21 protein-coding genes are annotated in these 25,632 nt (G+C 66.8%); 17 read left to right on the top strand and 4 right to left on the bottom strand.

Features of this window, described 5'->3' with window-relative positions:
- The first annotated feature begins 7 nt into the window (after positions 1 to 7).
- The 5 genes from ACSQ3S_RS23705 to ACSQ3S_RS23685 are packed head-to-tail and all read left to right on the top strand — an operon-like array spanning position 8 to position 5,049.
- Positions 8 to 1,108: an ADP-ribosylglycohydrolase family protein gene (locus ACSQ3S_RS23705; protein WP_436143973.1), complete on the top strand. Its 1,101-nt coding sequence runs from the start codon at positions 8 to 10 to the stop codon at positions 1,106 to 1,108.
- A complete protein-coding gene (locus tag ACSQ3S_RS23700; RefSeq protein WP_436143972.1) occupies positions 1,105 to 2,058 on the top strand; it encodes a carbohydrate kinase family protein in 954 nt (317 codons plus the stop codon). The genes ACSQ3S_RS23705 and ACSQ3S_RS23700 overlap by 4 nt, the downstream gene beginning before the upstream one ends.
- The gene (locus ACSQ3S_RS23695) at positions 2,055 to 2,981 is read left to right on the top strand and encodes a ribokinase (RefSeq protein ID WP_436143971.1); all 927 of its coding nucleotides are present in this window, start codon (positions 2,055 to 2,057) and stop codon (positions 2,979 to 2,981) included. The genes ACSQ3S_RS23700 and ACSQ3S_RS23695 overlap by 4 nt, the downstream gene beginning before the upstream one ends.
- Positions 2,978 to 3,892, top strand: a complete 915-nt coding sequence (locus ACSQ3S_RS23690; protein ID WP_436143970.1) for a nucleoside hydrolase — start codon at positions 2,978 to 2,980, stop codon at positions 3,890 to 3,892. Before ACSQ3S_RS23695 ends, ACSQ3S_RS23690 begins: the two co-directional genes overlap by 4 nt.
- Positions 3,889 to 5,049, top strand: a complete 1,161-nt coding sequence (locus ACSQ3S_RS23685) for an esterase-like activity of phytase family protein (RefSeq protein WP_413447982.1) — start codon at positions 3,889 to 3,891, stop codon at positions 5,047 to 5,049. Before ACSQ3S_RS23690 ends, ACSQ3S_RS23685 begins: the two co-directional genes overlap by 4 nt.
- A 3-nt stretch (positions 5,050 to 5,052) precedes the next feature.
- On the opposite strand, the gene ACSQ3S_RS23680 is transcribed toward ACSQ3S_RS23685, so the two are convergent.
- Positions 5,053 to 5,268 carry a DUF3820 family protein gene (locus ACSQ3S_RS23680; protein ID WP_436143969.1) on the bottom strand — a complete coding sequence of 72 codons (216 nt, stop codon included), beginning with the start codon at positions 5,266 to 5,268 and terminating at the stop codon, positions 5,053 to 5,055.
- A 115-nt stretch (positions 5,269 to 5,383) separates the two neighbouring features.
- Between ACSQ3S_RS23680 and ACSQ3S_RS23675 the strand changes: the two genes are divergently transcribed.
- The 8 genes from ACSQ3S_RS23675 to ACSQ3S_RS23640 all read left to right on the top strand — a co-directional run bounded on the left by ACSQ3S_RS23675 (position 5,384) and on the right by ACSQ3S_RS23640 (position 13,583).
- Positions 5,384 to 5,992: a TetR/AcrR family transcriptional regulator gene (locus ACSQ3S_RS23675; RefSeq protein WP_436143968.1), complete on the top strand. Its 609-nt coding sequence runs from the start codon at positions 5,384 to 5,386 to the stop codon at positions 5,990 to 5,992.
- Between the two features lie 104 nt (positions 5,993 to 6,096).
- Positions 6,097 to 6,777: a type 1 glutamine amidotransferase domain-containing protein gene (locus ACSQ3S_RS23670; protein ID WP_436143967.1), complete on the top strand. Its 681-nt coding sequence runs from the start codon at positions 6,097 to 6,099 to the stop codon at positions 6,775 to 6,777.
- A 42-nt stretch (positions 6,778 to 6,819) separates the two neighbouring features.
- The gene (locus ACSQ3S_RS23665) at positions 6,820 to 8,277 is read left to right on the top strand and encodes an NAD-dependent succinate-semialdehyde dehydrogenase (RefSeq protein WP_436143966.1); all 1,458 of its coding nucleotides are present in this window, start codon (positions 6,820 to 6,822) and stop codon (positions 8,275 to 8,277) included.
- A 110-nt stretch (positions 8,278 to 8,387) separates the two neighbouring features.
- Complete coding sequence (locus ACSQ3S_RS23660; protein WP_176651763.1) at positions 8,388 to 9,599, top strand: MFS transporter; 1,212 nt, start codon at positions 8,388 to 8,390, stop codon at positions 9,597 to 9,599.
- A gap of 50 nt (positions 9,600 to 9,649) precedes the next feature.
- Complete coding sequence (locus ACSQ3S_RS23655; RefSeq protein WP_436143965.1) at positions 9,650 to 11,101, top strand: sodium:solute symporter; 1,452 nt, start codon at positions 9,650 to 9,652, stop codon at positions 11,099 to 11,101.
- A 60-nt stretch (positions 11,102 to 11,161) separates the two neighbouring features.
- On the top strand, positions 11,162 to 13,048 hold the full coding sequence (gene sppA / locus ACSQ3S_RS23650; protein WP_436143964.1) for a signal peptide peptidase SppA: 1,887 nt from the start codon (positions 11,162 to 11,164) through the stop codon (positions 13,046 to 13,048).
- Complete coding sequence (locus ACSQ3S_RS23645) at positions 13,033 to 13,260, top strand: hypothetical protein (protein ID WP_436143963.1); 228 nt, start codon at positions 13,033 to 13,035, stop codon at positions 13,258 to 13,260. The genes sppA and ACSQ3S_RS23645 overlap by 16 nt, the downstream gene beginning before the upstream one ends.
- Positions 13,215 to 13,583 (top strand): GNAT family N-acetyltransferase, encoded by a 369-nt coding sequence (locus tag ACSQ3S_RS23640; RefSeq protein WP_436143962.1) that lies wholly within the window; start codon positions 13,215 to 13,217, stop codon positions 13,581 to 13,583. The genes ACSQ3S_RS23645 and ACSQ3S_RS23640 overlap by 46 nt, the downstream gene beginning before the upstream one ends.
- Here ACSQ3S_RS23640 and ACSQ3S_RS23635 read toward each other — a convergent pair.
- Genes ACSQ3S_RS23635 through ACSQ3S_RS23625 form a run of 3 tightly spaced genes read right to left on the bottom strand, consistent with a single transcriptional unit; the run spans position 13,540 to position 16,070 of the window.
- Positions 13,540 to 14,838, bottom strand: a complete 1,299-nt coding sequence (locus ACSQ3S_RS23635; RefSeq protein ID WP_436143961.1) for a sensor histidine kinase — start codon at positions 14,836 to 14,838, stop codon at positions 13,540 to 13,542. The two genes, ACSQ3S_RS23640 and ACSQ3S_RS23635, sit on opposite strands and share 44 nt — an antisense overlap.
- A complete protein-coding gene (locus tag ACSQ3S_RS23630) occupies positions 14,835 to 15,581 on the bottom strand; it encodes a response regulator (protein WP_176651759.1) in 747 nt (248 codons plus the stop codon). The genes ACSQ3S_RS23635 and ACSQ3S_RS23630 overlap by 4 nt, the downstream gene beginning before the upstream one ends.
- A 30-nt stretch (positions 15,582 to 15,611) precedes the next feature.
- Positions 15,612 to 16,070, bottom strand: a complete 459-nt coding sequence (locus ACSQ3S_RS23625; RefSeq protein WP_176651758.1) for a Spy/CpxP family protein refolding chaperone — start codon at positions 16,068 to 16,070, stop codon at positions 15,612 to 15,614.
- Positions 16,071 to 16,320: 250 nt separating this feature from the next.
- On the opposite strand from ACSQ3S_RS23625, the gene ACSQ3S_RS23620 reads away from it, so the two are divergent.
- From ACSQ3S_RS23620 to ACSQ3S_RS23605, 4 genes are read left to right on the top strand one after another with little or no spacing between them, the layout of a single operon-like run.
- Positions 16,321 to 17,658 (top strand): efflux RND transporter periplasmic adaptor subunit, encoded by a 1,338-nt coding sequence (locus ACSQ3S_RS23620; protein ID WP_436143960.1) that lies wholly within the window; start codon positions 16,321 to 16,323, stop codon positions 17,656 to 17,658.
- Entirely contained in the window at positions 17,655 to 20,774 is a 3,120-nt protein-coding gene (locus ACSQ3S_RS23615) for an efflux RND transporter permease subunit (RefSeq protein WP_436143959.1), read from the top strand. Before ACSQ3S_RS23620 ends, ACSQ3S_RS23615 begins: the two co-directional genes overlap by 4 nt.
- Entirely contained in the window at positions 20,771 to 24,091 is a 3,321-nt protein-coding gene (locus ACSQ3S_RS23610; RefSeq protein WP_436143958.1) for an efflux RND transporter permease subunit, read from the top strand. The genes ACSQ3S_RS23615 and ACSQ3S_RS23610 overlap by 4 nt, the downstream gene beginning before the upstream one ends.
- The gene (locus tag ACSQ3S_RS23605) at positions 24,088 to 25,524 is read left to right on the top strand and encodes an efflux transporter outer membrane subunit (protein WP_436143957.1); all 1,437 of its coding nucleotides are present in this window, start codon (positions 24,088 to 24,090) and stop codon (positions 25,522 to 25,524) included. The genes ACSQ3S_RS23610 and ACSQ3S_RS23605 overlap by 4 nt, the downstream gene beginning before the upstream one ends.
- Positions 25,525 to 25,632 lie beyond the last annotated feature (108 nt).

Raw genomic sequence — 25,632 nt, 5'->3', positions numbered from 1 at the left:
GATACAAGTGAATTACGATATGGTGAATCCCGATCAACTGCAAGACCGCATCCACGCCTCGCTGGCGCTGGCCGGCATGGGCGACGCCCTCGGTGCGCCCACCGAACAATGGACGATCGATGAAATCGCGGCCAAGTACGGCGGGCTGGTGACGGCCTTCGACGATCCGCCGGAGGACACCTTCGCCGGCGCCAACCAGGGGCGCCGCGCTGAAGTGACCGACGACGCCAGCCAGATGTACTATCTGGTGCGGGCGATGCTTGCCGCCGGCGGGGAATTGGACCGCCAGCAGTGGGTGGCGTGCCTGCTGGACTGGGTGGCGCACAGCCCCAAGGCCGGCTTCATGGGCCCGAGCACGGCCGGCATCGTCAAGGCTTTGCAGGAAGGCAGCGACACCGCTCTGGTGGGCGTTATCGGCCGCTCACGCCGCAAGATGACGACGGTCGGCACCACCAACGGCGCGGCGATGCGGGTGGCGCCGGCGGGCCTGCTGTACCCGGGCGACATCGATGCGGCCTGCCGCTTTGCGCTGGTCACCTGCCTGCCGTCGCACGATACGGACGTGGCCATTTCCGCCGCCTGCTCGGTGGCGGCCGCCACGGCACAGGCGCTGGCGACCGATGACCTGGGCCAGGTGCTGGAGGCGGCGGTGCAGGGCGGACGGCAGGGCGAACAGCTGGCGCGGCGGCACGCGCGCCTGGTCGCCGGCCCCAGCTACCTGGCGCGGTTGGAGATGGCCTTGCGCATCGCGCGCGAATCGCACAGCGACGATGCCTTCCTGCGGCGTATGGAGCGGGAGGTCGGCAATTCGGTATTGGCGGCGGAGTCGGTGCCGGCGGCGCTGGGTGTGGTGGCATATGCGCAGGGCGACCCGCTGCGCACCATCGCCTTGAGCGCCTCGATCGGCAACGACACCGATTCGATCGCCACCATGGCCGGCGCCATCGTCGGCGCGCTGCGCGGCACGGCGGCCTTGCCACAGCAACTGCTGGCTGAATTCAAGCGCACCAACGGAGCCGAATTCGATCTCGATGCCATGTCCGCCGGCCTTGCCGCACTGGCCATACGCAATGCAAACGTTGCATGCACGGAGGATGCACCCCAATGAAGCCGGATATCTCACAAGGCTGCGCGCGGCGCTGGCAGCTGCTGTCGTTCGGCGATCCCGTCGCCGATATCGTTATCGCCGCCAACCAGCCGCCGCCGCTGGGCGAAAAAGTGGTGGGCCGTCCGCTGGGCATGCTGGCCGGCGGCACCACCGCCAACGTCGCTTGCGCGGTGGCGCGGCTGGGCATGTCCAGCGCGGTGTTCGGCCGCACCGGCGACGACGCGGCGGGCCAGCTGCTGCGCGATTCGTTCGCCGATTTCGGTGTCGACGCCGGCTATCTGCGGCGTGAACAGGGGGCGGTGTCGGCATCGGCGATCGTCATCGTGACGCCGGGAGGCGAAAAGTCCATCATCTACCAGCCGATGGATACCGTGACGCCGGACCGGCAGGCGCTGGCAACTGCGCTGGGCGAATCGCGGGTGGCTTACGCGATGCCCTACGATATCGAGGAGTTCGACGTACTGAGCACCATCGCGCGCGAGCAGGGCGCGCTGGTGGCGATCGACCTGGAGTCGGCGGTGGCGCCCGACGTGGCAGCCATGCGCGCACGCGTATCGCGCGCCGACATCGTGTTCTTCAACCAGTCCGGTTTCGAGGCGGGCGCCGGCTGCGCGCCGTCGTTCGATGCGATGCGCGCCTTGCTGGCGCTGGGGCCGCGGCTGGTGGTGGTGAGCCTGGGCGCCGCCGGGGCGATGGCGGTGACGGCCGGCGAGGAAGCGGCGCAGGTGGCGTTTCCCGCAGCGGTGGTCGATACCGCCGGCGCCGGCGACAGCTTCAACGCGGCCTTTCTGGTGGCCTGGCTGGAAGGCAGAAGCCTGCGCGCATCGCTGGGCTTCGCCTGCGCCGCGGCCAGTTGCACCGTGGCCGCGATGGGCGCCCGCACCGCGTTGCCGGACCGCGCGACCGTCGAGCGCCTGCTGGCGCGCCATCAGTCGGGGAGCGGGCGATGATCACGGTATTCGGTTCGATCAATGTCGACATCAGCGTTGCGGCACAGCGCCTGCCGCAACCCGGCGAGACGGTGCTCGGCGGCCAGTCCCTGCTGTCGCCCGGTGGCAAGGGAGCCAACCAGGCCCACGCCGCGCGCCGCTTCGGCGCCGAGGTGCGCATGGTGGGCGCGGTCGGCGACGATGCCTTTGCCGCATCGGGCCTGCAATACCTGGCCGGGGCCGGCGTCGATATCGGCGGCGTCGCAAGCATTCCGGGACAGAGCACCGGCATGGCCCTGATCGTGCTCGATGCGGCGGGAGAGAACACCATCGTGGTGGCGCCCGGCGCCAACCTGCTGGCCAGCGCGGATCAGGTGTCCGAGCAGGAGTTGCGCGGCAGCGGCGCCTTGCTGCTGCAGCTGGAAACCGATGCCGGCGCCAGCATGGCGCTGGCGCGGCGTGCCAGGAGCATGGGCTGCAAGGTGATCATGAATGCGTCGCCGCTGGACCAGGGCGCGCAGCTGGATCCGCATGCCATCGATACGCTGATCGTCAACCACGACGAACTGCGGCAGCTGGCGCAACGTGCCGGAGTCCAGGGCGCCACGCCGGCGGCGCTGGCGACGGCGCTGGCAAGGCGCTATGCCAACGAGGTACTGGTCACGCTGGGAGCGCAAGGCGCGCTGCTGGCGGGCGCCGACGGCGGCGTGCTGTCGGTGCCGGCTTTCGACGTGAAGGTGATCGACAGCACCGGCGCCGGCGACACCTTTGCCGGGGTGTTCGCGGCCGCCGTCGCCGACGGCGCCGGACGCCGGCAGGCGCTGACCTATGCCAGCGCGGCGGCGGCGCTAGCCTGCACACTGCGCGGCGCGCAGGCCGCGCAGCCGGACCGGCGGGAAATCGAGCAGCTGCTGGCTCGCCAACAACAAGGAGTATCCACATGAAGCACATCATTATCGACTGCGATCCGGGTATCGACGATGCCCTGGCCCTGCTGCTGGCGGCCGGCAGCCCGTCGCTGCGGGTGTTGGCGGTGACCACCGTGGCCGGCAACCGGCCGGTGGCCACGACGGCGGTCAACGGCAGGAAAATAATGGACCTGGCCGGACAGCGCCAGGTGCCGGTCTACGCCGGCGCCGCGCTGCCGCTGGGTTATGCCGAGGCCCGGTGCAATCTGGTGCATGGCGAAGACGGTTTGGGTGGCGTCGATGTCGGCGCCGCCTCGCCGGTGCAGGACGGGCATGCTGCCAACCGCCTGATCGAGCTGCTGCTTGAACATCCGCCGCACACCATCGAACTGGTGGCGACGGCGCCGCTGACCAACCTGGCCCTGGCCGAGAGCCTGTCGCCGGGCATCCTGCGGCGCGCACGGCGGCTGCTGATCATGGGCGGCGCGCTGCGTTTCCCCGGCAATATCACGCCGGCGGCGGAGTTTAATTTTTACGCCGATCCGATAGCGGCAGGGATGGTGCTGGCGGCCGGCGCCAACACGGTGCTGTTCCCGCTGGACGTCACCAGTTCGGCCATCATGACGCCGGCATGGATAGACTCCTTCCATCAACTGGGCAGCGCCTGCGGCCGCGCCGCCGCCGGCATGCTGCAGGCCTATGCGGAACTGGACCCGCTGCTGCACGACGCCTGTCCGGTCGCTCACCTGCTCGACGAGACGCTGTTCACCGGCGAGCCTTGCCGCGTCGAAGTCGACTGGCGTCCGGGGCCGACGGCGGGCCACGCGCTGGCCTGGTTCGGCGAGCAGGTCGGCGCCGCCCATCCGCCGAACGTGCTGGCGATGACGGCGGTGCGCAACGACGCCTTGCTGGCACTGGTGCGCGGCGCGATCGCGACCTTGCCGTGAGGGCAGGGTGGGCGCTGGCCGCCGCCCGGGTCCTCGCGCTGGCGGCCGCGCTCAGCGCCTGCGCCAGCGTGCCGATGGGCGCCTCGGCGCCGTCGCGGCATGCGTCCGGCGCCAGCCTGCGCTTCATCGGCGAACAGCGCCTGGCCTGGCGCCAGCCGTTCGAAGGCACCATCGTCGGGGGCCTGTCCGGCATCGACTACAGTCCGCGCAGCGGCCAGTGGATCATGGAAAGCGACGACCGCTCGGAGATCAATCCGGCGCGCTTTTACACGGCCCTGCTCGACTATGACGAAAGCGCCTTCCGCTCAGTCACGCTGACCGGCGTGCACTTTTTCCGACAACCGGACGCCAGCCTGTATCCCGGCGCGACGACGCTTGCGGCGGGCGGCGAGGTGCCCGACATCGAGACCATACGCTACGATCCACTGGACGACAGCGTCTGGTATGCCAGCGAAGGCGACCGCAAGCTGGGCTTCCATCCCTTCGTGCGGCACGCCGCCGTCGACGGCCGCTATCTCGGCACGCTGCCGATGCCGGCCATGTTCCGTGTCTGGCCGGAGCGCGAATACGGGGTGCGCAACAACCTGGCGTTCGAAGGGATCAGCTTTGCGCCGGATGGCCGCTCGCTGTGGCTGGGCATGGAGGCGCCGCTGTACCAGGACGGTCCGCTGCCCACGATCGCGGCGGGCGCCTTTGCGCGCATCAGCCGCTTTGGCCGCGACGGCGGCTTGCTGGCGCAGTACGCCTATCCGGTCGATGCCATTCCGCAGCCGCCGGCGCCGGGAAAGCTGGCCGACAACGGCGTGTCGGAGATCCTGGCGGTCGATGCCCGGCACCTGTACGCCATCGAACGCTCGGGCGCGCAGGACGCCGGCGGGAACTTCAGTTTCCACATCCGGCTGTATGAGATGGACGTGGCCGGCGCCACGGATGTGTCGCAGCTGCCGGCCTTGCAGGGCGCCAGCTATGTGCCGGCCCGCAAGCGCCTGGTGCTGGACTTCGATACGCTGCCATTGCCGCGCATCGACAATATCGAAGGCATGGCCTGGGGCGCCAGGCTGGCCAATGGACACGATACGCTGGTGCTGGTCTCCGACGACAACTTCAACCAGGCGGAAGTGACGCAGTTGCTGCTGTTCGAGGTCGTGCCGGATTGAAGGCTAGCGGCTTGCGCGCAGGGGATCGAGCAGGGCGCGCAGGTTGTTGTGATCGAGCTCGTACATCAGCGCGATCAGGCCGCCCAGCTCGCCGGAGGGAAAACTCTCGCGCGCAAACCAGCCCAGGTAGTGGCCGGGCAGGTCGGCGATGAGGCGGCCCTTGTATTTCCTGTAAGGCATTTCGCGGGTCAGCAGCAGGGCAAGTTTTTCGGAATTCATGGGATAGGAGCGCACACAATCGGATTACTGATGCAGCTATCTTACCTTTCGCCACATCGAAAAGATTTACAAAATTCTCTAGACGACTGGTCTAATCGTTGATATATTACAGTCCATGAGTACAGCGACTACATCCCAACCCGTAGATGTCCGGGAGAACATCATTGCCACCGGCCAGCGCATCATGGCTGGCAAGGGATTCTCGGCCGTCGGCCTGAACGAGATATTGACGGGTGCCGGAGTGCCCAAGGGTTCCTTCTACCATTATTTCGGGTCGAAGGATGCGTTTGGCGAGGCGCTGCTGGATAGCTACTTCGATAATTACCTGGCAGAGATCGACGCCACGCTGGCGCAACCCGGCCTGACGATGGCGCAACGGCTGATGAACTACTGGCAGGCGTGGCAACAGGCGCAATCGTTTTTCGATTGCCAGGGCAAATGCCTGGCCGTGAAACTGGCGGCCGAAGTGGCGGACTTGTCGGAGGCAATGCGGCTGGCGCTCAAGCGGGGGACTTCGGGCATCGTCACCCGTCTGGCGCGGGCGATCGAGGCCGGGGTGGCCGAGGGATCGCTGTCCATCGACGATGACGCGGACAGCACGGCGCACAGCCTGTATCAGCTGTGGTTGGGCGCCAGCGTGATGGTGAAGATAGGGCGCACTATGGAACCATTCGAGACGGCCTTGTCGACCACCCGCAGGATTCTTCATCTTCCCCCTGATTAAGGAGGGGGATCATGGCATTTCTGTAGAGATGCTTTTTTTTGCCAGTCATCTAGACGACTGGTCTACTAGTAATACTTATTTTTAATCATTCAAGGAGAAACAACATGAAAAAAGTACTGATGGTTCTGACTTCGCACAGCGAACTGGGCAACACTGGCCGCAAGACCGGCTTCTGGCTCGAAGAGCTGGCCGCGCCATATTACGCTTTCAAGGATGCCGGCTTGCAGGTGGTGCTGGCCTCGCCGCTGGGCGGACAGCCTCCGCTGGACCCGAAGAGCAACGAGCCGTCGTTCCAGACCGACCTGACGCGCCGCTTCGAAGCGGATGCGGCGGCGACCGCGCAGCTTGCCGCCACCGTGCGCCTGGACAGCGTGACGCAGGCCGATTTCGACACCATGTTCTACCCGGGCGGCCACGGCCCGCTGTGGGACCTGGCCGAAGACAAGAACTCGATCGCGCTGATCGAATCCTTCATCGCCGCCGACAAGCCCGTCGCGCTGGTGTGCCATGCGCCTGGCGTGCTGCGCCACGTCAAGACGCCGGCCGGCCGTCCGCTGGTCGAAGGCAAGAAGGTGACCGGCTTTACCAACACCGAGGAGGAAGCCGTCGGCCTGACGAACGTGGTGCCGTTCCTGGTCGAAGACGAACTCAAGGCCAAGGGCGGCGTGTATTCCAAGGGCGAGGACTGGGGTTCGTACGTGGTTCGCGACGGTCTGCTGATCACCGGCCAAAACCCGGCATCGTCGGCCGCCGCGGCAAGCCTGCTGATGCAACGGATCGCCTGAGCGACGGCCCGTCACGCTAACGAACAAGGAAAGGGCAGTGCCATGCTGGAACATATCAAGTCCTCAGGTTGGTTGCGGGAGGCAAACTTCATCAACGGCGCCTGGGTGGCGGCCGACGATCGCCGCGTCCATGGCGTGGATGATCCGGCCAGCGGCAAGTCGCTGGGATCGATAGCCTGGTCGGGCGCCGCTGAAGCGCGGCGCGCCATCGACGCCGCGCGAGCCGCGTTCGCCGATTGGTCGGTGACGACCGCCACCGAGCGGGCCGGTTTCCTGCTGAAGATCGCCGCCATCGTCCGCGAGAACCTGGATGACCTGGCTGGCCTGCTGACCCTTGAACAGGGCAAGCCGCTGGCGGAGGCGCGCGCCGAGATGAAGCTCGGTGCCGACTACATCCAGTGGTTTGCCGAGGAAGCCCGCCGCATCAATGGTGAAATCATCCCGTCGCCATGGAAGGGCCGGCAAATCCTGGTGACGTGCGAGCCGGTCGGCGTCGTCGGCGCCATCTCGCCCTGGAATTTCCCGTTCTCCATGTTGGCGCGCAAGATCGCTCCGGTGCTGGCGGCAGGCTGCACCGTGGTCGCCAAGCCGTCGGAGTTCACGCCGTATTGCGGCCTGGTGTGGGGCGTGCTGGCCGAAAAGGCCGGCTTGCCTGCCGGCGTCGTCAACGTGGTGACGGGCGACGCTGCGGCGATCGGCGGCGCGCTGGTGGCGGACGCCAGGGTGCGCAAGCTCACCTTCACCGGCTCGACCCGCGTCGGCAAGCTGCTGTACGCACAGTCGGCGGCGACGATGAAAAAACTGTCGCTGGAATTGGGCGGCAACGCACCGTTCATCGTGTTTGACGACGCCGACATTGAGCAGGCGGTCGAAGGCGCCGTCGCCGCCAAATTCCGCAACAGCGGGCAGACCTGCATCTGCGCCAACCGCATCTACGTGCAGGACGGCATCTACGACGAATTTGCGCGGAGGCTGAGCGAGCGCGTGGCGGCGCTGAAGGTGGGCAACGGTTTCGTTGCCGGCGTCCAGCAGGGGCCGTTGATCAACGCGGCCGTCGTGGAAAAAGTCGAGGCGCACGTCGCCGACGCACAGGCCAAGGGCGGGCGGATCCTGGCCGGCGGCCGGCGCCATGCATTGGGCGGCACCTTCTTCGAACCGACCGTCATCGCCGATGCCACGGCCGGCATGTTGATTGCGCACGAGGAAACCTTCGGCCCCGTCGCCGCCTTGTTCCGCTTCCATGACGAACAGCAGGTCATCGACGCTGCCAATGCGGAACCGTTCGGCCTTGCCGCCTATTTCTACAGCCGCGACCTGGCCCGCGCCTTCCGCGTCGCCCGCGCGCTGGACAGCGGCATGGTCGGCGTCAACGAAGGCCTGGTAACGACCGAGGTGGCGCCGTTTGGCGGCGTCAAGGACAGCGGCATAGGCCGCGAAGGATCGAGCCACGGCATCGACGAATACCTAAGCCTGAAGTACGTCAGCCTCGGCGGTCTGTAATCACCTCAAGTTTGTTGATCTGGCAGCAAATATGTTTGCGATTTTCGTGTCTTTTTCTCAGTAAAGAAAGTCCCGATACTGCATGACATCAACTTTTCAGGAGTTAAGTCATGCCTATTGCCTTGCTGGCGCTGACCATCAGCGCGTTTGCCATCGGGACCACCGAGTTTGTCATCGTCGGCCTGCTGCCGACCATCGCCGCCGATCTGGGCGTGAACCTGCCGTCGGCCGGCCTGCTGGTCAGCCTGTACGCACTGGGCGTGGCCATTGGCGCGCCGGTGCTGACCGCGCTGACCGGCAAGGTGCCGCGCAAGGCGTTGCTGGTGTCGCTGATGGTGCTGTTCACCCTCGGCAACCTGCTGGCCTGGAAAGCGCCCAGCTATGAATCGCTGGTGATCGCCCGCATCCTGACCGGGCTGGCGCACGGCGTGTTCTTCTCGATCGGCTCGACCATCGCCACCTCGCTGGTGCCGAAGGAAAAGGCGGCCAGCGCGATCGCCATCATGTTCACCGGCCTGACCGTGGCGCTGGTGACCGGCGTGCCGCTGGGTACCTTCATCGGCCAGCACTTCGGCTGGCGCGAGACGTTCCTGGCCGTGTCCGCGTTGGGCGTGCTGGCCTTCGTCGGCAGCCTGCTGTTCGTGCCGTCGTCGATCAAGCACAACAAGCCGGCCTCGCTGCTGCAGCAGGTCAAGGTGCTGGGCGAGCCGCGCCTGTTGCTGGTGTATGCGATCACGGCGCTGGGCTACGGCGGTTCCTTCACCGCCTTCACTTTCCTGGCGCCCATCCTGACCGACATTTCCGGCTTCAGCGCCAACACGGTCGGCCTGGTGATGCTGGTGTACGGCGTGTCCGTCGCGGTCGGTAATATCTGGGGCGGCAAGCTGGCGGACCGGCGCGGTCCGATCGGGGCGCTGAAAATCATCTTCCTCGGCCTGGCCGCGGTGCTGCTGGTGGTGACCTTCGCCGCGCCGTACAAGTGGCTGATGGTGGCGACCGTGTTGGCATGGGGCGCCGTGGCCTTCGGCAACGTGGCCGGCCTGCAAGTGTATGTGGTGCAGCAGGCCGAGCACTACACGCCGCGCGCCGTCGATGTGGCCTCGGGCCTGAACATCGCCGCCTTCAACCTCGGCATCGCCGGCGGCGCCTGGGGCGGCGGCCTGATCGTCGAACGCCTGGGCCTGCTGCACACCGGTTGGATCGGCGGCCTGGTGGTGCTGGGCGCGCTGGGCCTGACCGCGCTGAGCGGCCGCCTCGACCGTTTGAGCCCGCGTCCGGCCAGCGCCGGCGGCGAAAAGTCGATTCATGCCGTGGCGCACTGAGCAGTGTATATTGGCGGCGAATTGAATCACTCGCCGCCGGAATACCCTTCATGTCTGCTGTTTCCCTGTTCTGCCTCGTCGTCGCTTATTTCGCCTTGCTGCTGGCCGTGGCCTGGCGCACTTCCCGCAACGCCACCAACGACAGCTTCTTCATCGGTAACAAGAGCAGCAACTGGATGCTGGTGGCGTTCGGCATGGTCGGCACCACGCTGAGCGGCGTCACCTTCATCAGCGTGCCCGGCGCCGTCGGCCGCGACGGTTTCGGCTACCTGCAGGTGATCCTCGGCTACGTGCTTGGCTACATCGCCGTCGCCGCCATCCTGCTGCCGCTGTACTACCGCCTCAAGCTCACCTCGATCTACCACTATCTCGACATCCGGCTGGGCCGCCGCTCGTACCAGAGCGGCGCCGCCTTCTTCATCCTGTCGCGCACGCTGAGCGCGTCGGCGCGGCTGTACCTGGTCGTCAACATCCTGCAGGCCACCATCCTCGACAGCTTCGGCGTGCCGTTCTGGCTGACCACGCTGGCGATCCTGGCCATGATCCTGCTGTACACCTACGAAGGCGGCGTCAAGACCATCGTCTGGACCGATACGCTGCAAACCGCCGGCATGCTGCTGGGCCTGGTGATCTGCGCCGGCTGGCTGCTGTCGCAGCTGGACCTGAGCCTGCCCGCCAGCCTGGCGCAAATGCAGGCGCAGGGACTGGCCCGGGTCGTCACCAGTTCGGTCGACAGTCCCGCCTATTTCTGGAAGCAGGTGCTGGCCGGCTTCTTCATCGTGCTGGCGATGACCGGCATGGACCAGGAAATCATGCAGAAAAATATCTCGGTGCGGACGCTGCGCGATTCGCAAAAGAACATGCTGCTGCTGACCGTCGTGCTGACGGCGGTGCTGGTACTGTTCATGTTCCTCGGCGGTCTGCTGACCCTGTACGCGCCCACCGTCGGCCTGGCCGCCACCGGCGACAAGCTGTTCCCGGCCGTCGTCATGGGCCATATGCCGGCCGCCGTGCAACTCGTGTTCTTCATCGGCCTGGTGTCGGCGCTGTTCCCGAGCGCGGACGGCGCCATGACCGCGCTGACGTCCACCTTCTGCATCGACATCCTCGGCATGCAGCGCCGCGCCGATCTGGCGGCCGAGGCCCAGGTGCGCCTGCGCCATCGCGTGCACCTGGGCTTCTGCCTGCTGTTCCTGCTGCTGGTGCTGCTGTTCAAATGGGTGGACAACGCCAGCATGATAGGCCTTGTATTGAAGCTGACCGGCTATACCTATGGGCCATTGCTTGGCCTGTTCGCTTTCGGCATCCTGACCCGCCGCGCGCTGCGCGACCGCTGGGTGCCGCTGGTGGCGCTGGCTGGCCCTTGCTTGTGCTATGTCATTGATATCAATCAGAAATTGCTTTTTGGCAGCTACCGGCTGGGCCTGGAGCTGCTTATCATGAATGGCTTGCTGGTGTTTGCCGGCCTGCTGCTGATTTCCCGACCAAGCCAAGCACGCTAAGCACAGCAAGCGCGTCATGCGCTATTATTCTTGCAAATTACGCAATCACCTGGAGTATTGATGAGCAGATCCCCGTTTTCCTATATCCGCAGCGGTTTTGTTTTCTTTTGGCGGGCGCTGGACACCGGCCGCCGCACGATACTGAACCTGCTGTTCCTGGCGCTGTTGATCGTGCTGGCTTACGCGATCTTCGGCGGCGGCGCCAAGCCGCTGTCGTCCAAGACCACGCTGGTGCTGGACCTGAAAGGCCAGCTGGTCGAGCAGTCGAGCGCCAACGCGCGCGACGCGCTGGTCAACAGCGTGCGCGGCGGCGAGACCCACAAGATGATGCAGCTGCGCGACGTGCTGGCCGTGCTGGAAACGGCCGCCAAGGATCCCGACATCAGCGGCGCCGTGCTGCTGACCGACGAGATGGAGGGCGGCGGCCAGGCCATGCTGCGCGAAGTGGCGGCCGGCATCGACCGCTTCAAGGCCGCCGGCAAGCCGGTGGTGGCCTGGGGTTCCAGCTACGACCAGCGCCAGTACCTGCTGGCCGCGCACGCCAGCGAGGTCTATCTGCATCCGATGGGCATGGTGCTGCTGGAAGGCTTCGGCCGCTACCGCAATTATTACCGCGACGCGCTCGACAAGCTGGGCGTGACGGTCAACCTGCTGCGCGTGGGCACCTACAAGAGCTTCGGCGAACCGTACATCGCCAACGGCCCGTCGCAGGCCGCCACCGAGGCGGAATCGTATCTGAACAACGCGCTGTGGACGTCCTACACCGGCGACGTCGAGAAGGCGCGCAAGCTGCCGGAAGGTCAGATCATGAAGACCATCAACGACCTGCCGGCCAAGGTGGCCGAGGCCAATGGCGACCTGGCCAAGGTGGCGCTGTCGGCCAGGCAGGTCGACGGCCTGAAGACCAAGGATGAAATCCGCCAGATGATGATTACGCGCGGCGCCCGCGACACCGACGGCAAGACCTTCCGCCAGATTAATTTCGACGACTACCTGGCCCGCGTTCATCCGAAGCTGACCGGCGACGCCATCGGCGTGGTGGTGGCGCAGGGCGAGATCAGCGACGGCACCGCCGGTCCGGGCTCCATCGGCGGCGACTCGACCTCCAAGCTGATACGCGCCGCGCGCGAGGACGACCGCATCAAGGCCATCGTGCTGCGCGTCGATTCGCCCGGCGGCAGCGCCTTCGCCTCGGAGCTGATCCGTCGCGAACTGGAACTGACGCGCTCCGCCGGCAAGCCGGTGGTGGTCTCGATGGGCAATGTGGCCGCTTCCGGCGGCTATTGGATCTCCATGTCGTCCGACGAAGTGATCGCCGACCCGAACACCATCACCGGTTCGATCGGCGTGTTCGCCATCCTGCCGACCGCCGACAAGGTGATCGACAAGCTGGGCATCCACACCGCCGGCCAGCCGACCACATGGCTGGGCGACGCCACCAATCCGCTGCGCCCGCTGGACCCGCGCTTCGGCCAGGTGATCCAGGGCAGCATCAACCACGTCTACGCCGAGTTCACGACGCGCGCGGCCAAGGCCCGCAAGACCACGCCGGAAAAAATCGACGCGGTGGCGCAGGGCCGCGTGTGGACCGGGGCGCAAGCGAAGGATCGCGGCCTGGTCGACACGCTGGGCGGCTATCGCGACGCGCTCAAGTCGGCCGCCAAGCGCGCCAATCTGGGCGACGACTACCGCGTGGTCTACATCGAACGCGAGACCAGCAAGTTCGACCGCTTCATCGAGATGATAGGCGGATCGACGGCGCAGGCTGTGGCGCAGGGCATAGGCGCGCAGATCGGCGCCCAACTGCGTCTCGGCGCAGTCGCCAGCACCGGCCTGCCGCCTAGCGTGGCGAGCGGCATCGTCAACGACCTTGGCTGGCTGTCGGATATCACGGTGGCGCACAAGCCGTTCACCGCGATCACGCACTGCCTGTGCGAATCGCCTTGATGAACGGCGAAATCGGCATCCGCGCCGCCGCGCGCGGGGACGAGGATGCCTTGTCCGCGGTGGGCAAGGCCAGCTTCCTCGAAGCGTTCGCCGGCATCCTCGATGGCGGCGACATCATCGCCCACTGCGAGCGCCAGCACGCGCCGACTGGCTGGCCGACGCCGGCATGCGCATCTGGCTGGCGGAAGCCACGCCGGGCAGGGCGCCGATAGGCTACCTGGTGCTGGCGCCGGCCAAGCTGCCGGTGGCCGAACCGCGCGCGGATGACCTTGAGATCAAGCGCATCTACCTGCTGCACCGCTTTCACGGACAGCGCGTCGGCAAGCGGCTGATGGATGCGGCGCTGGACCATGCGCGCGCACGCGGCGCGGGCCGCGTGCTGCTGGGCGTCTATGCGGGGAATGTCGATGCGCTGGCGTTTTACCGGCGCTGCGGCTTTGCGCAAATCGGCCAGCGCACCTTCCGCGTCGGCGACACCGATTACGACGACGTCATTTTGGCGCTGGAGCTGGGGCCTGCAATAACGGCAGCGTAATCTCGAAGCTGCTGCGGCCATCGTTCATCATGGCGCAGCGCGCTTCGCCGCCGTGGCGGCGGGCGATCTGGCGCACCAGCGCCAGGCCCAGTCCCGCGCCGCTGTTGTCGCGCGTCGAACGCCGGCGGTAGAACGGCTCGAACACCCGCTCGTATTCCGTCTCCGGTATGCCGTGGCCCAGATCCCATACGGTCAGTTTCGCCATGCCGTCCTTGCTGGCGATGCGTACCTGCGCCGGCGGTATGCCGTGGCGGTGCGCGTTTTCCAGCAGGTTGCGCAGCAGCCGGCGCAGCAGGCGCGGATCGCCGTTGACGACGGCCGATTCGCCTTCCAGCACGGCACCGTCGTAGCGCGCGCATTCCTCCGCGGCCAGCGCCAGCAGGTCCACTTCTTCCAGCTCGGTGTCGTCGGCCACCGCGTCCAGCCGGCTGGCCAGCAGGATCTCGTCGAGCAGGTCATTCAGTTCGGCGATGTCCTGTTCCAACCCGGCGCGGCGCTTCGGATCGATGCCGTCCTTGATCAGCTCCAGCGCCAGGCGGATGCGCGCCAGCGGCGTGCGCAATTCGTGCGAGGCGTTGGCCAGCAGCGTCTTGTGCGCGCCGACCAGTTCCTCGATCTGGTCGGCGGCGCGGTTGAAGCTGCGCGCCAGCCGCGCCACCTCGTCCTTGCCCTCGATCTGCACGCGCGCCTTCAAGTCGCCGGCGCCCAGCGATTCCACGCCTGTCTGCAGCCGCTCCAGCCGCTTGGTCAGGCGCCGCACCAGCGGGAAGGCAGCCATGCCGATGCCCAGCGCAAGCAGCAGCAGGGCGTTGTGCAGCATGGCCTTGGGCCGGGTGAAGCCCAGCGGTTCGCTCGACAGCAGGCGCCGGCCGTCCGGCAGCCGCACATACGATTCGGGCGGCGGACCGGCTACGTCCTGATGACGCCAGTGACGCGCCGGGATCTGCTCGCCGACCACCGCCAGCGGCGTCCAGTCGCGGCTGTACAAGGTCATGTGCGCATCCAGCCTGCCGACCACGCGTTCCAGCGCGGCCTGCTGCTCCGCAGGCGGCGCGTCGGCCGGCGCCAGCATGTTCTGCATGACCACCGCCAGCGTGGCGTTCGAGCGTTCCAGCGGGCCGCCGGTTCGGTGCCACAGCATCAGCACGGCCATCGCGAACAGCGCAAGGCTCAGCAGCAGCGCCACGTAAAAGCTGAAGTAAAGGCGCGGCAGGCCAAAGTCCAGCCTTGCCAGCCAGCGTGGACGGGCCTTCAATCCTGCACCTTGGCGAACAGGTAGCCGGCGCCGCGCACGGTGATGATGCGGCGCGGTTTTTTCGGATCGTCTTCGACGGCGGCGCGGATGCGCGACATGTGGACGTCGATCGAACGGTCGAAGGCTTCCAGCGGTTCACCCTTCAGCAGCTCCATCAGGCTGTCGCGCGACAGTACGCGGCCGGCGTGGCGCGCCAGCACCAGCAGCAGGTCGAACTGGTAGGCGGTCAGTTCGCAGGGCGTGCCGTCGAGCCGGGCGGCGTGGGCCGCCGTATCGATCTCCAGGCGGCCGAAGCGCAGGAAGTCGGCGTGGTGATGCATGGCGCCGTGCTGGGCGTTCTCCGGCTGCGGGCGATGCTCGACGCGGCGGCGCAGGATGGCGCGCAGCCGCGCCAGCAGCTCGCGTGGTTCGAACGGTTTGGGCAGATAGTCGTCGGCGCCGATTTCCAGGCCGATGATGCGGTCGATGGCATCGCCGCGCGCGGTCAGCATCAGCACCGGAATGTCGGACACGGCGCGCAACTGGCGGCAGACATCGAGGCCGTCCATATCGGGCAGCATCAGGTCGAGCACCACGGCGTCGATCTGGCCGGTGGCGATGTGCGTCAGCGCCTCGCGGCCGTTGGGCGCGTGGGTCACGTGGAACGACGCCTGGCCGAGATACTCTACGAGCATCTCGGCCAGGCGCGGATCGTCTTCGACCAACAGAATGCGGTCGTTGGTGCGGTCGGCTGCAGTATTCATGCGGCCCATTCTACGGTCAGGCTGCCCGCTTCACAAGGCGCCCGGACCGCCGTGCATGCCGCGTCCATGCATCTTCGACAGGTGATCGGCCAGCTTCTGACGCTGGGCTGGCGTAAGGGTATCCCCTACGTCGGCCATCAGTTGCACCAGCCGTTTGGAAGCCTGGTCGGCCAGCGCGATGCCTTGGGCGCGGGTGGTTTCCAGCGCGGCGCGGTCGATGGTTGGCGCGCCCATCTGCTGCGCCAGCTGTTTGTGGAGTTGCCCCAGCTGCTCATGCAGCGGCTTGATATCGTCCATGGCGGCTTTCACCAGCGGTTCGATCTTGGCCTTTTGCGCGTCGGTGGCGTCCACTTCCACGTACAGGTGCTTGAGCATATGCCCTGCATGGGCGCCGTCCATGTGGCGCTCGACGGCGAAGGCGCCGGCGCCGGCAAAGATGGCTGCGCCCAGCAGGAAGGCGGCGGTGGTCTGGCGGTTGAAGATACTCATGTTCGGTCCTCGTTTGGTTGATTTGGGAGACAACGAGGCCAGTGTGCGCCGCAATCATGAAGCAACGATGTGGGCGAGGTAAAGATATGTAAAGGCAGTTTAACGAAAGGTACGCAAAGTCCTTGATTTGTAGCGAGTTTGTATCGGCGTGGGCGGGTTAACTGACAGCGGCGCGGGCCCTGTGCTAGAGTCCACGGATTGATCGCCATGGTGTTTTTGCCATGGGCACGCACGCCTAAAAAGGACAAAGATGGACACACAAGTCAAGCCGGCCCAGACTGCCAACCCACCGAAGCGCAGCCGCCGTTCCAGGATCGTCGGCAGCGTCATCGCCGTCGCCGCCATGGCGGGACTGGGTGGGCTGGCTTGGTATCTGACACACCAGCCGGCAAGCACCGGTGCCGGCGGCCCTCCCGGCGCGGGCGGCCCCGGTGGGCCTGGCGGTCCTGGCGGCGGTCGCCGCGGCGGCGGCCCCACCACCACGGTCGGCGTGGCGACGGCGGAAAAGGCCGACATCCCGGTCACGCTGGAAGCGCTGGGCACCGTGACGGCAGCAGCCACCACCACCGTGCGTCCGCAGGTGTCGGGCATCCTGCAGAGCGTATTGTTCAAGGAAGGCCAGATGGTCAAGGCTGGCCAGGTGCTGGCGCAGATCGATCCGCGCCAGTTCGAAATGGCGCTGCTGCAGGCTTCCGGCCAACGCCAGCGCGACGAGGCGCAGCTGGAAAACGCCAAGCTGACGCTGAACCGCTATCGCACGCTGCTGGGCCAGGACTCGATCGCCCGCCAGGACGTGGATACACAGGCGGCCCTGGTCAAGCAGCTGGAAGGCACGGTCATGACCGACCGCGCGCAGGAAGGCACGGCCAAGCTGAATCTGGGCTACACCAAGGTCATCGCGCCGATCACCGGCCGCGTGGGTCTGCGCGTGGTCGACATCGGCAACCTGGTGGGTTCCGGCGACGCCAACGGCATCGCGGTGATTACCCAGCTGTCGCCCATCGACGTGGAATTCTCGGTCCCGCAGGACAGCGTGCCAGGCGTGATGCGTCAGGTGAACGACGGCGCCTCGCTGAACGCGATCGCGCTCGACCGCACCCGCACCAATGCGCTGGATAACGGCAAATTCTCGGCGATGGACAACCAGGTCGACGTGCAGACTGGCACGGTGAAAGCCAAGGCACGCTTCGCCAACGCCAAGTTCTCGCTGTTCCCGAGCCAGTTCGTCAACGTGCGGCTGGAACTGCGCACCATCAAGGATGCGATCATGGTGCCGGTGACGGCGGTGCGTCATGGCACGAATGGCGATTTCGTCTACATCCTCAAGGCCGACAAGACCGTCACCATCCGTCCGATCACGCGCGGCCAGGCCACGGTGGACAAGGTGCAGATCGCCACCGGCGTGCAGGCGGGCGAGCAGGTGATCACCGAAGGCGCGGACCGCCTGAAGGAAGGTTCGAAAGTCACGCTGCCTGGCGCAGGCGGCGGCCGCCACGGCGCCAACGGTGGCGCCGCGGCCGATGGCGCTTCCGCGCCGGCCCCGGGCGAACGTCGTCACCGCAAAGAACAAGGCGCGGCACAACAATGAGTCCATCAGCACCATTCATCCAGCGTCCGGTAGCGACATCGCTGCTGATGCTGGCGATCGTCCTTGCCGGTATCGTCGGCTTCAAGTTCCTGCCGCTGTCGGCGTTGCCGCAGGTGGATTTCCCCACCATCCAGGTGCAGACGCTGTACCCCGGCGGCAGCCCTGAGGTGATGGGCCAGACCGTGACCGCGCCGCTGGAGCGCCAGTTTGGCCAGATGGCCGGCCTGCAGCGCATGAGCTCCACCAGCGCCGCCGGCGTTTCCATCATCACGCTGCAGTTCGGCCTGGGCCAGACGCTGGACGTGGCCGAGCAGGAAGTGCAGGCCGCCATCAACGCCGGCGCCTCGCTGCTGCCGACCGACCTGCCGGCGCCGCCGGTCTACGCCAAGGTCAACCCGGCCGACGCGCCGGTGCTGACGCTGGCCATCACCTCGGACACGATGCCGCTGACCGAGGTGCAGAACGTGGTCAACACCCGCCTGGCGCTGAAGATCAGCCAGGTCTCCGGCGTCGGCCTGGTCACGCTCAGCGGCGGCCAGCGCCCCGCCGTGCGGATCCAGGCGGACACCAACGCGCTGGCGTCCTACGGCCTGGGCCTGGACACGCTGCGCACCGCGATCACCGCCGCCAACGCCAACGGCGCCAAGGGTAGCTTCGACGGCCCGACCCGCGCCTACAGCATCAACGCTAACGACCAGCTGGTAACCGCCAAGGATTACAAGGAACTGATCCTGGCCTACAAGAACGGCGCCCCGGTGCGCCTGACCGACGTCGCCGTCGTCAAGGACAGCGCCGAAAACGTCGAGCTGGGCGCATGGTCCGGCAACAAGCAGGCGATCATCCTCAACGTGCAGCGCCAGCCCGGCGCCAACGTCATCGCCACGGTGGACGCGATCAAGGCCCGCCTGCCGGAACTGCAAGCCGGCCTGCCCGGCGCGATGCACGTCGAGGTGCTGAGCGACCGCACCACCGGCATCCGCGCCTCGGTCGAACACGTGGAGATGGAACTGATGCTGGCCGTGGTGCTGGTGGTGCTGGTGATCTTCGCCTTCCTGCACAGCCTGCGCGCCACCGTCATCGCCAGCCTGTCGGTGCCGATCTCGCTGATCGGCACTTGCGGCGTCATGTATTTGCTGGGCTACAGCCTGAACAACCTGTCGCTGATGGCGCTGACCATCGCCACCGGTTTCGTGGTCGACGACGCGATCGTCATGATCGAGAACATCGCCCGCTACATCGAAGAAGGCGAAGAGCCGATGGCCGCCGCGCTGAAAGGCGCCACGCAGATCGGCTTCACCATCATCTCGCTGACGGTGTCGCTGATCGCCGTGCTGATTCCGCTGCTGTTCATGGGCGACGTGGTCGGCCGCCTGTTCCGCGAATTCGCGATCTCGCTGGCGATCACCATCCTGATCTCCGCCGTGGTCTCGCTGACGCTGGTGCCGATGATGTCGGCGCGCTGGCTCAAGAGCCATGCCGAGGAAAAGCCGAGCCGCTTCGCCAAACGCTTCCAGCAGTTCTTCGACTGGGTGATCGGCCACTACGACCGTTCGCTGACCTGGGTGCTGAACCACAGCGGCCTGACCTTGCTGGTGGCGCTGGCCACGCTGGCGCTGACGGTGCTGCTGTACGTGGTGATCCCGAAAGGGCTGTTCCCGACGCAGGACACGGGCCAGCTGCAAGCCCGCCTGGAAACCGGCAAGGCCGTTTCCTACGCCAAGATGGCGGACCTGCAGCAGCAGGCCGCGCGCCTGATCCTGGAGGATCCGGACGTCGGCACGCTGAGCTCCGTGGTCGGCGTGGACGCCGCCAACAACACCATGCTTCATACCGGCAGCATGCTGATCAACCTGAAGCACAAGCGCATCGGCAGCCAGCAGGAGACCATGGACCGCCTGCGCCAGCGCGTGTCCACAATCGCCGGCCTGACGCTGTACCTGCAGCCGACGCAGGACTTGACCATCGACGCCGAATCCGGCCCGACCCAGTTCCGCGTGTCGATTGAAGGGGCGGACAACGCCACCGTCAACCAGTGGGCGAACAAACTGGCGGAGCAGATGCGCACCAAGCATGAGCTGCGCAACGTGGTGTCCGACGTCGGCGCCAGCGCCAACGCGGCCTACGTCAGCGTCGACCGCGACAGCGCCTCGCGCATGTCGATCACCGCCGCCTCCATCGACGACGCGCTGTACAGCGCCTTCGGCCAGCGCATCGTCTCGACCATCTTCACCGAGACCAACCAGTACCGCGTGATCCTGGAAGCGCGCCGCGACGACATCACCACGCCGGCCGACCTGGGCAACCTGCAGATACGCACCGGCTCCGGCAAGGCGACGCCGCTGTCGGCGGTGGCCACCATCACCGAGCGCGCCGCGCCGCTGCAGGTCACGCACGTGGCGCAGTATCCGGCCACCACGCTGGGCTTCGACACCTCGCCGGGCGTCTCGCTCGGCACCGCGGTCGACAGCATCAAGCAGGCCGCCGCCGAGATCAAGTTCCCGGCCTCGGTGACGATGACCTTCCTCGGCGCTTCCGGCGCCTACCAGGCGTCGCTGTCGAACCAGCTGTGGCTGATCCTGGCCGCCGTGATCTGCGTCTACATCGTGCTGGGCGTGCTGTATGAAAGCTATATCCACCCGCTGACGATCCTGTCGACGCTGCCGTCGGCCGGCGTCGGCGCCTTGCTGGCGCTGCTGGTCAGCGGCCAGGACCTGGGCGTGATCGGCATCATCGGCATCATCCTGCTGATCGGTATCGTCAAGAAAAACGCCATCATGATGATCGACTTCGCCATCGAGGCGGAGCGGGAGCAGGGCAAGCCGCCGCGCGAGGCGATCCACCAGGCGGCGCTGCTGCGCTTCCGTCCGATCCTGATGACGACGCTGGCCGCGCTGTTCGCCGCCGTGCCGCTGATGCTGGGCTGGGGCGAGGGCGCCGAATTGCGCCGCCCGCTGGGCCTGGCCATCTTCGGCGGCTTGATCGTCAGCCAGATGCTGACCCTGTTCACCACGCCGGTGATCTACCTCGGCTTCGACAGCCTGGCGCGGCGCTTCGGCCGCAAGACCGCCAATCCGCCGGCCCAGCCGCCGATGCAGCCTGAAGGTGGTGCGCTGTGAATCTGTCGTCGCCATTCGTCAAACGCCCGATCGCCACGGTCCTGCTGACCTGCGGCCTGGCGCTGGCCGGCATCGGCGCGTTCTTCGTGCTGCCGGTGGCGCCGCTGCCGCAGGTGGACTTCCCGGTGATCTCGGTCAACGCCAACCTGCCGGGCGCCAGCCCGTCGACGATGGCGACCAGCGTATCGACGCCGCTGGAGCGCCACCTCGGCGTGATCGCCGGCGTCAACGAGATGACGTCGCAATCGAACACCGGTTCGTCCAGCGTCACCTTGCAGTTCGACTTGAACCGCAACGTCGACTCGGTCGCGCGCGAGGTACAGGCTGCGATCAATGCAAGCCGCGTCGACCTGCCGGCCACGTTGCGCAGCAACCCGACCTACCGCAAGGCCAACACTTCCGGCATCCCGGTCATGATCCTGGCGCTGACGTCGCACACCCGCACGCCGGGCCAGATCTTCGACGCCGTCTCCAACACGGTGCTGCAACGCCTGTCGCAAGTGACCGGCGTCGGCGACGTCGAGCTGGGAGGCAGCTCGCTCCCTGCCGTGCGCGTGGAGCTCAACCCATATGCGCTGAACCGCTACGGCCTGTCGATGGAAGACGTGCGCGCGGCGGTCCAGGCCACCAACGCCAATCGTCCGCGCGGCGCCTTGCAGGGCAACGGACGCCGGCTGCAGATCTATTCCGTATCGGCCAACGCCAGCGGCGGCCGCAGCGCAGCCGACTACCGCAAGCTGGTGGTCGGTTGGCGCAACAACAGCGCGATCCGCCTGCAGGACGTGGCGGAAGTGGTCGATGGCGTCGAAGATCAGAACAACCTGGGCCTGTTCAACGGCCAGCCGGCGATCATCGTCGTGCTGCGGTCGCAGGCCGGCGCCAACGTCATCGAAACCGTCAACAGCGTGCGCGCGCAGCTGCCCCAGCTGCAGGCGCAGCTGCCGTCCGACATCAAGATCGACGTCGCCAGCGACAGCACCAATTCGATCCGCTCGTCGCTGCACGAAATCGAGATCACGCTGATCATCTCCATCCTGCTGGTGGTGCTGGTGGTAAGCGCCTTCCTGCGCAGCGTGCGCGCCACCATCGTGCCGGCGGTGGCGACGGTGGTGTCGCTGCTGGGCACCTTCGGCGCCATGTATCTGCTGGGCTTCAGTCTGAACAACCTGTCGCTGATGGCGCTGACGGTGGCCACCGGCTTCGTCGTCGACGATGCGATTGTGGTGCTGGAAAATACCACCCGCCACATCGAGGCCGGCATGGACCGCTTCGAGGCGGCGCTGCTGGGCGCGCGCGAGGTGGGCTTCACCGTGCTGTCGATCAGCCTTTCGCTGATCGCCGTGTTCATTCCGCTGCTGTTCATGGGCGGCCAGTTCGGCGCGCTGTTCAAGGAATTCGCCGTCACGCTGTCGGCGGCGGTGATGATTTCGCTGGTGGTCTCGTTGACCACCACGCCGATGATGTGCGCCTGGCTGCTGACGCCAGGCCACACCCCTGCCAAGCCGCCGGGGCGCATTGCCCGCTTCTTCGAGCGCGGCTTCGACATGGTGCTGAAGACTTACGAACATAGCCTGGACTGGGCGCTGTCGAGCGTGTGGCTGGTGATGCTGAGCCTTGTGTTCGTGATCGGCCTGAACTTCTACCTGTTCGCGGCGATACCGAAGGGTGGCTTCCCGCAGCAGGATACGGGCCAGATCAACGGCGGCATCCGCGCCGACCAGAGTATCTCGTTCCAGGCCATGCAAGGCAAGTTGCGCCAGCTGGTCAATATCATCAAGGACGATCCGGACGTGGCCACGGTGGTCGGCTTTACCGGCGGCCGCCGCGCCGGCGGTGGTTTCATGTTCATCAACCTGAAGCCGGCCAACCAGCGCACGGTGGCGGGGCAGGCCGTGATCGCGCGCCTGCGGCCCAAACTGGCCAGGGTGACCGGCGTGAGCCTGTTCCTCAGTCCCGTGCAGGACTTGCGGGCCGGCGGCCGCCAGGCCAATTCCAACTATCAGTACACGCTGAAGAGCGACAACCAGGCCGACTTGAAGAAGTGGGCCAGCCGTCTGGCCGAGGCGATGAAGAGCCAGCCCGCGATGACCGACGTCGATACCGACCAGGCGGACAACGGCGTCGAAACCTTCGTCACCATCGACAAGAGCAGCGCCTCGCGCCTGGGCCTGTCGGCGCGCGACGTCGACAACGCCTTGTACGACAGCTTTGGCCAGCGCCAGGTCGCCACCATCTACGATGAGCTGAACCAGTATCACGTCATCATGGAAGTGCCGCGCGAGTTCGCCAAGAGTCCGGAGGCGCTGAAGGACGTGTACGTGCCGTCGAAAGGCCTGCCTGCGCCTAGCGCCAGCAATCCCAACGGTGCTCCGGTGGCGGTGACTGTGGCGGCCACCGGCACCACCGGTACGACCACCAGCACCACCGGCACGACCAGCGGCACGAGCACCAACACCGCCAACGCCACGCCGGCCAACGTCGCCGCGCCGGCGGTCAGGGATGCGTCGTCCGGTTCGGCGCTGAGCACCCAGGCCACGACGATGGTGCCGCTGTCGACGCTGGCGTCGTTCGCCGAAAGCTCGGCGCCGACCTCGATCAACCACCAGGACGGCGAACTGGCGACCACCATCGCCTTCAATCTGCAGGAGGGAAAGAGCCTGTCCGACGCGGCCCAGCAGATCAAGGAGGCCGAAGCGCAAATCGGCATGCCGAACAATGTGCGCGGCAGCTTCCAGGGCTCGGCCAAGGCCGCGCAGGACAGCAACAAGTCGCTGCCGCTGCTGATCCTGGCCGCCATCGTCGTGATCTACATCGTGCTCGGCATCCTGTACGAAAGCCTGGTGCATCCGGTGACGGTGCTGACCACGCTGCCGTCTGCGGGCGTGGGCGCGGTGCTGGCGCTGCTGATCTTCAAGATGGAGTTCTCCACCATTTCGCTGATCGGCATCTTCCTGCTGATCGGTATCGTCAAGAAGAACGCCATCCTGATCATCGACTTCGCGCTGGAGGCGGAACGTTCGCGCGGCCTGTCGCCGGTCGAGGCGGTGCGCGAGGCCTGCCTGCTGCGCTTCCGCCCGATCCTGATGACGACACTGGCCGCCGCGCTGGGTGCGCTGCCGCTGGCGATCGGCTTCGGCGAAGGCTCGGAGCTGCGCCAGCCGCTGGGCGTCGCCATCATCGGCGGCCTGATCGCCAGCCAGGTATTGACCCTGCTGACCACGCCGGTGGTCTACATCCTGATGGACAAGCTGCGCCGCCGCAGCCCGTCCGAACAACATTTAAGCCGCATTCACAGCGAATCGCCGAGCACACCATGAGCAAATACGCACCATCCCCACGTTATCAACCGATCGCGCTGTCCGTGCTGGCCGCGCTGTTGGCCAGCGGCTGCGCGGTCGGCCCGGCCTACCAGCTGCCGTCCACGCCGCAGCCGGCGGCCTACAAGGAAACCGCCACCGACGCCGAGAAGGCCGCCGCCGGCTGGACCGCCGCCGCGCCGGCCGACACGCTGGAACGCGGTCCCTGGTGGCAGCTGTTCGGCGATCCGCTGCTGAACCAGATGGCCGACAGCATCGAAGTGTCGAACCAGAACGTCGCCGCCGCCGTCGCCAACTACGCGCAGGCCCGCGCGCTGGTCGAGCAGCAGCGCGCCGCGCTGTTCCCGACCTTCGACCTGAACGCCAGCGCCAACCGCTCCGGCGGTGGCGGCAACACGCCGACCGGCAACGCCTACCGCGCCAACATCGGCGGCAGCTGGGAGCCGGATGTCTGGGGCAAGCTGCGCGCCGGCGCCAGCGGCGCCAAGGCCAGCCTGCAGGCCAGCGCCGCCGACCTGGCCGCCGCGCGCCTGTCGGCGCAGGGCGAGCTGGCCACCAATTACTTCTCCCTGCGCCAGACCGACGCCCAGAAGGCGCTGCTGGACGCCACCACCGAAGGCTACGAGCGCGTGCTGCAGATCACGCAGAACCGCTTCGACGCCGGCATCGCCGCCAAGTCGGACCTGCTGCAGGCGCAAACCCAGCTGGCCAACGCCCGCATCGACCAGGTGACGCTGGTCCGCCAGCGCGCCACGCTGGAACACGCGATCGCCGTCCTGCTGGGCAAGGCCGCCAGCGATTTCAGCCTGCCGCCGGCGCCGTGGAAAGTGGTGGTGCCCGACGTGCCGACCGGCGTGCCGTCGACGCTGCTGCAGCGCCGTCCGGACATCGCCTCGGCCGAGCGCCGCGTGGCCGCCGCCAACGAGCAAATCGGCGTCGCCCGCAGCGCCTACTTCCCCAGCCTGAACCTGACCGGCTCCTTCGGCTACGGTTCCAGCTCGACTGGCGGCTTGTTCAACGCCTCCAACAACCTGTGGTCGCTGGGCTTGTCGGCTGCGCAGACGCTGTTCGACGCCGGCGCCACCAAGGCCCGCGTCAGCGGCGCCGTGGCGCAGCGCGACGCCACCATCGCCCAGTACCGCCAGACCGTGCTGGCGGCGTTTGCCGACGTCGAAAACCAGCTGGCCGCCACCCGCGCGCTGGCCCAGCAGCAGGACCTGCGCAAGCTGGCCTCCGAGGCGTCCGACCAGGTCGAGGCGCAGATGCTCAACCGCTACCGCGCCGGCCAGGTCAGCTACAGCGACGTGGTGACGGCGCAAAACACCGCGTTGGCCGCGCGCCGCGCGCTGGTACAGGCGCAGGCCGACCGCCAGACCACGGCGGTGGCGCTGATCCAGTCGCTGGGCGGTGGCTGGCACGCTGCGGGCGAATAGCCGAGTACGCTTGGTTTTTGGGCGTGACCTTTGTATAATCTTCTGGCAAGATGTAAACAAAGACTACTTTCCCGAAACGCCTGGTCGCCAGTGCGGGGTTGCTCCGGT

The organism is Duganella sp. LjRoot269 (assembly GCF_964254095.1).
GTDB lineage: Bacteria > Pseudomonadota > Gammaproteobacteria > Burkholderiales > Burkholderiaceae_D > Rugamonas > Rugamonas hordei.
The sequence above is the reverse complement of the archived record's forward strand: the minus strand, read 5'-3'. Positions and strand labels throughout refer to the sequence as shown.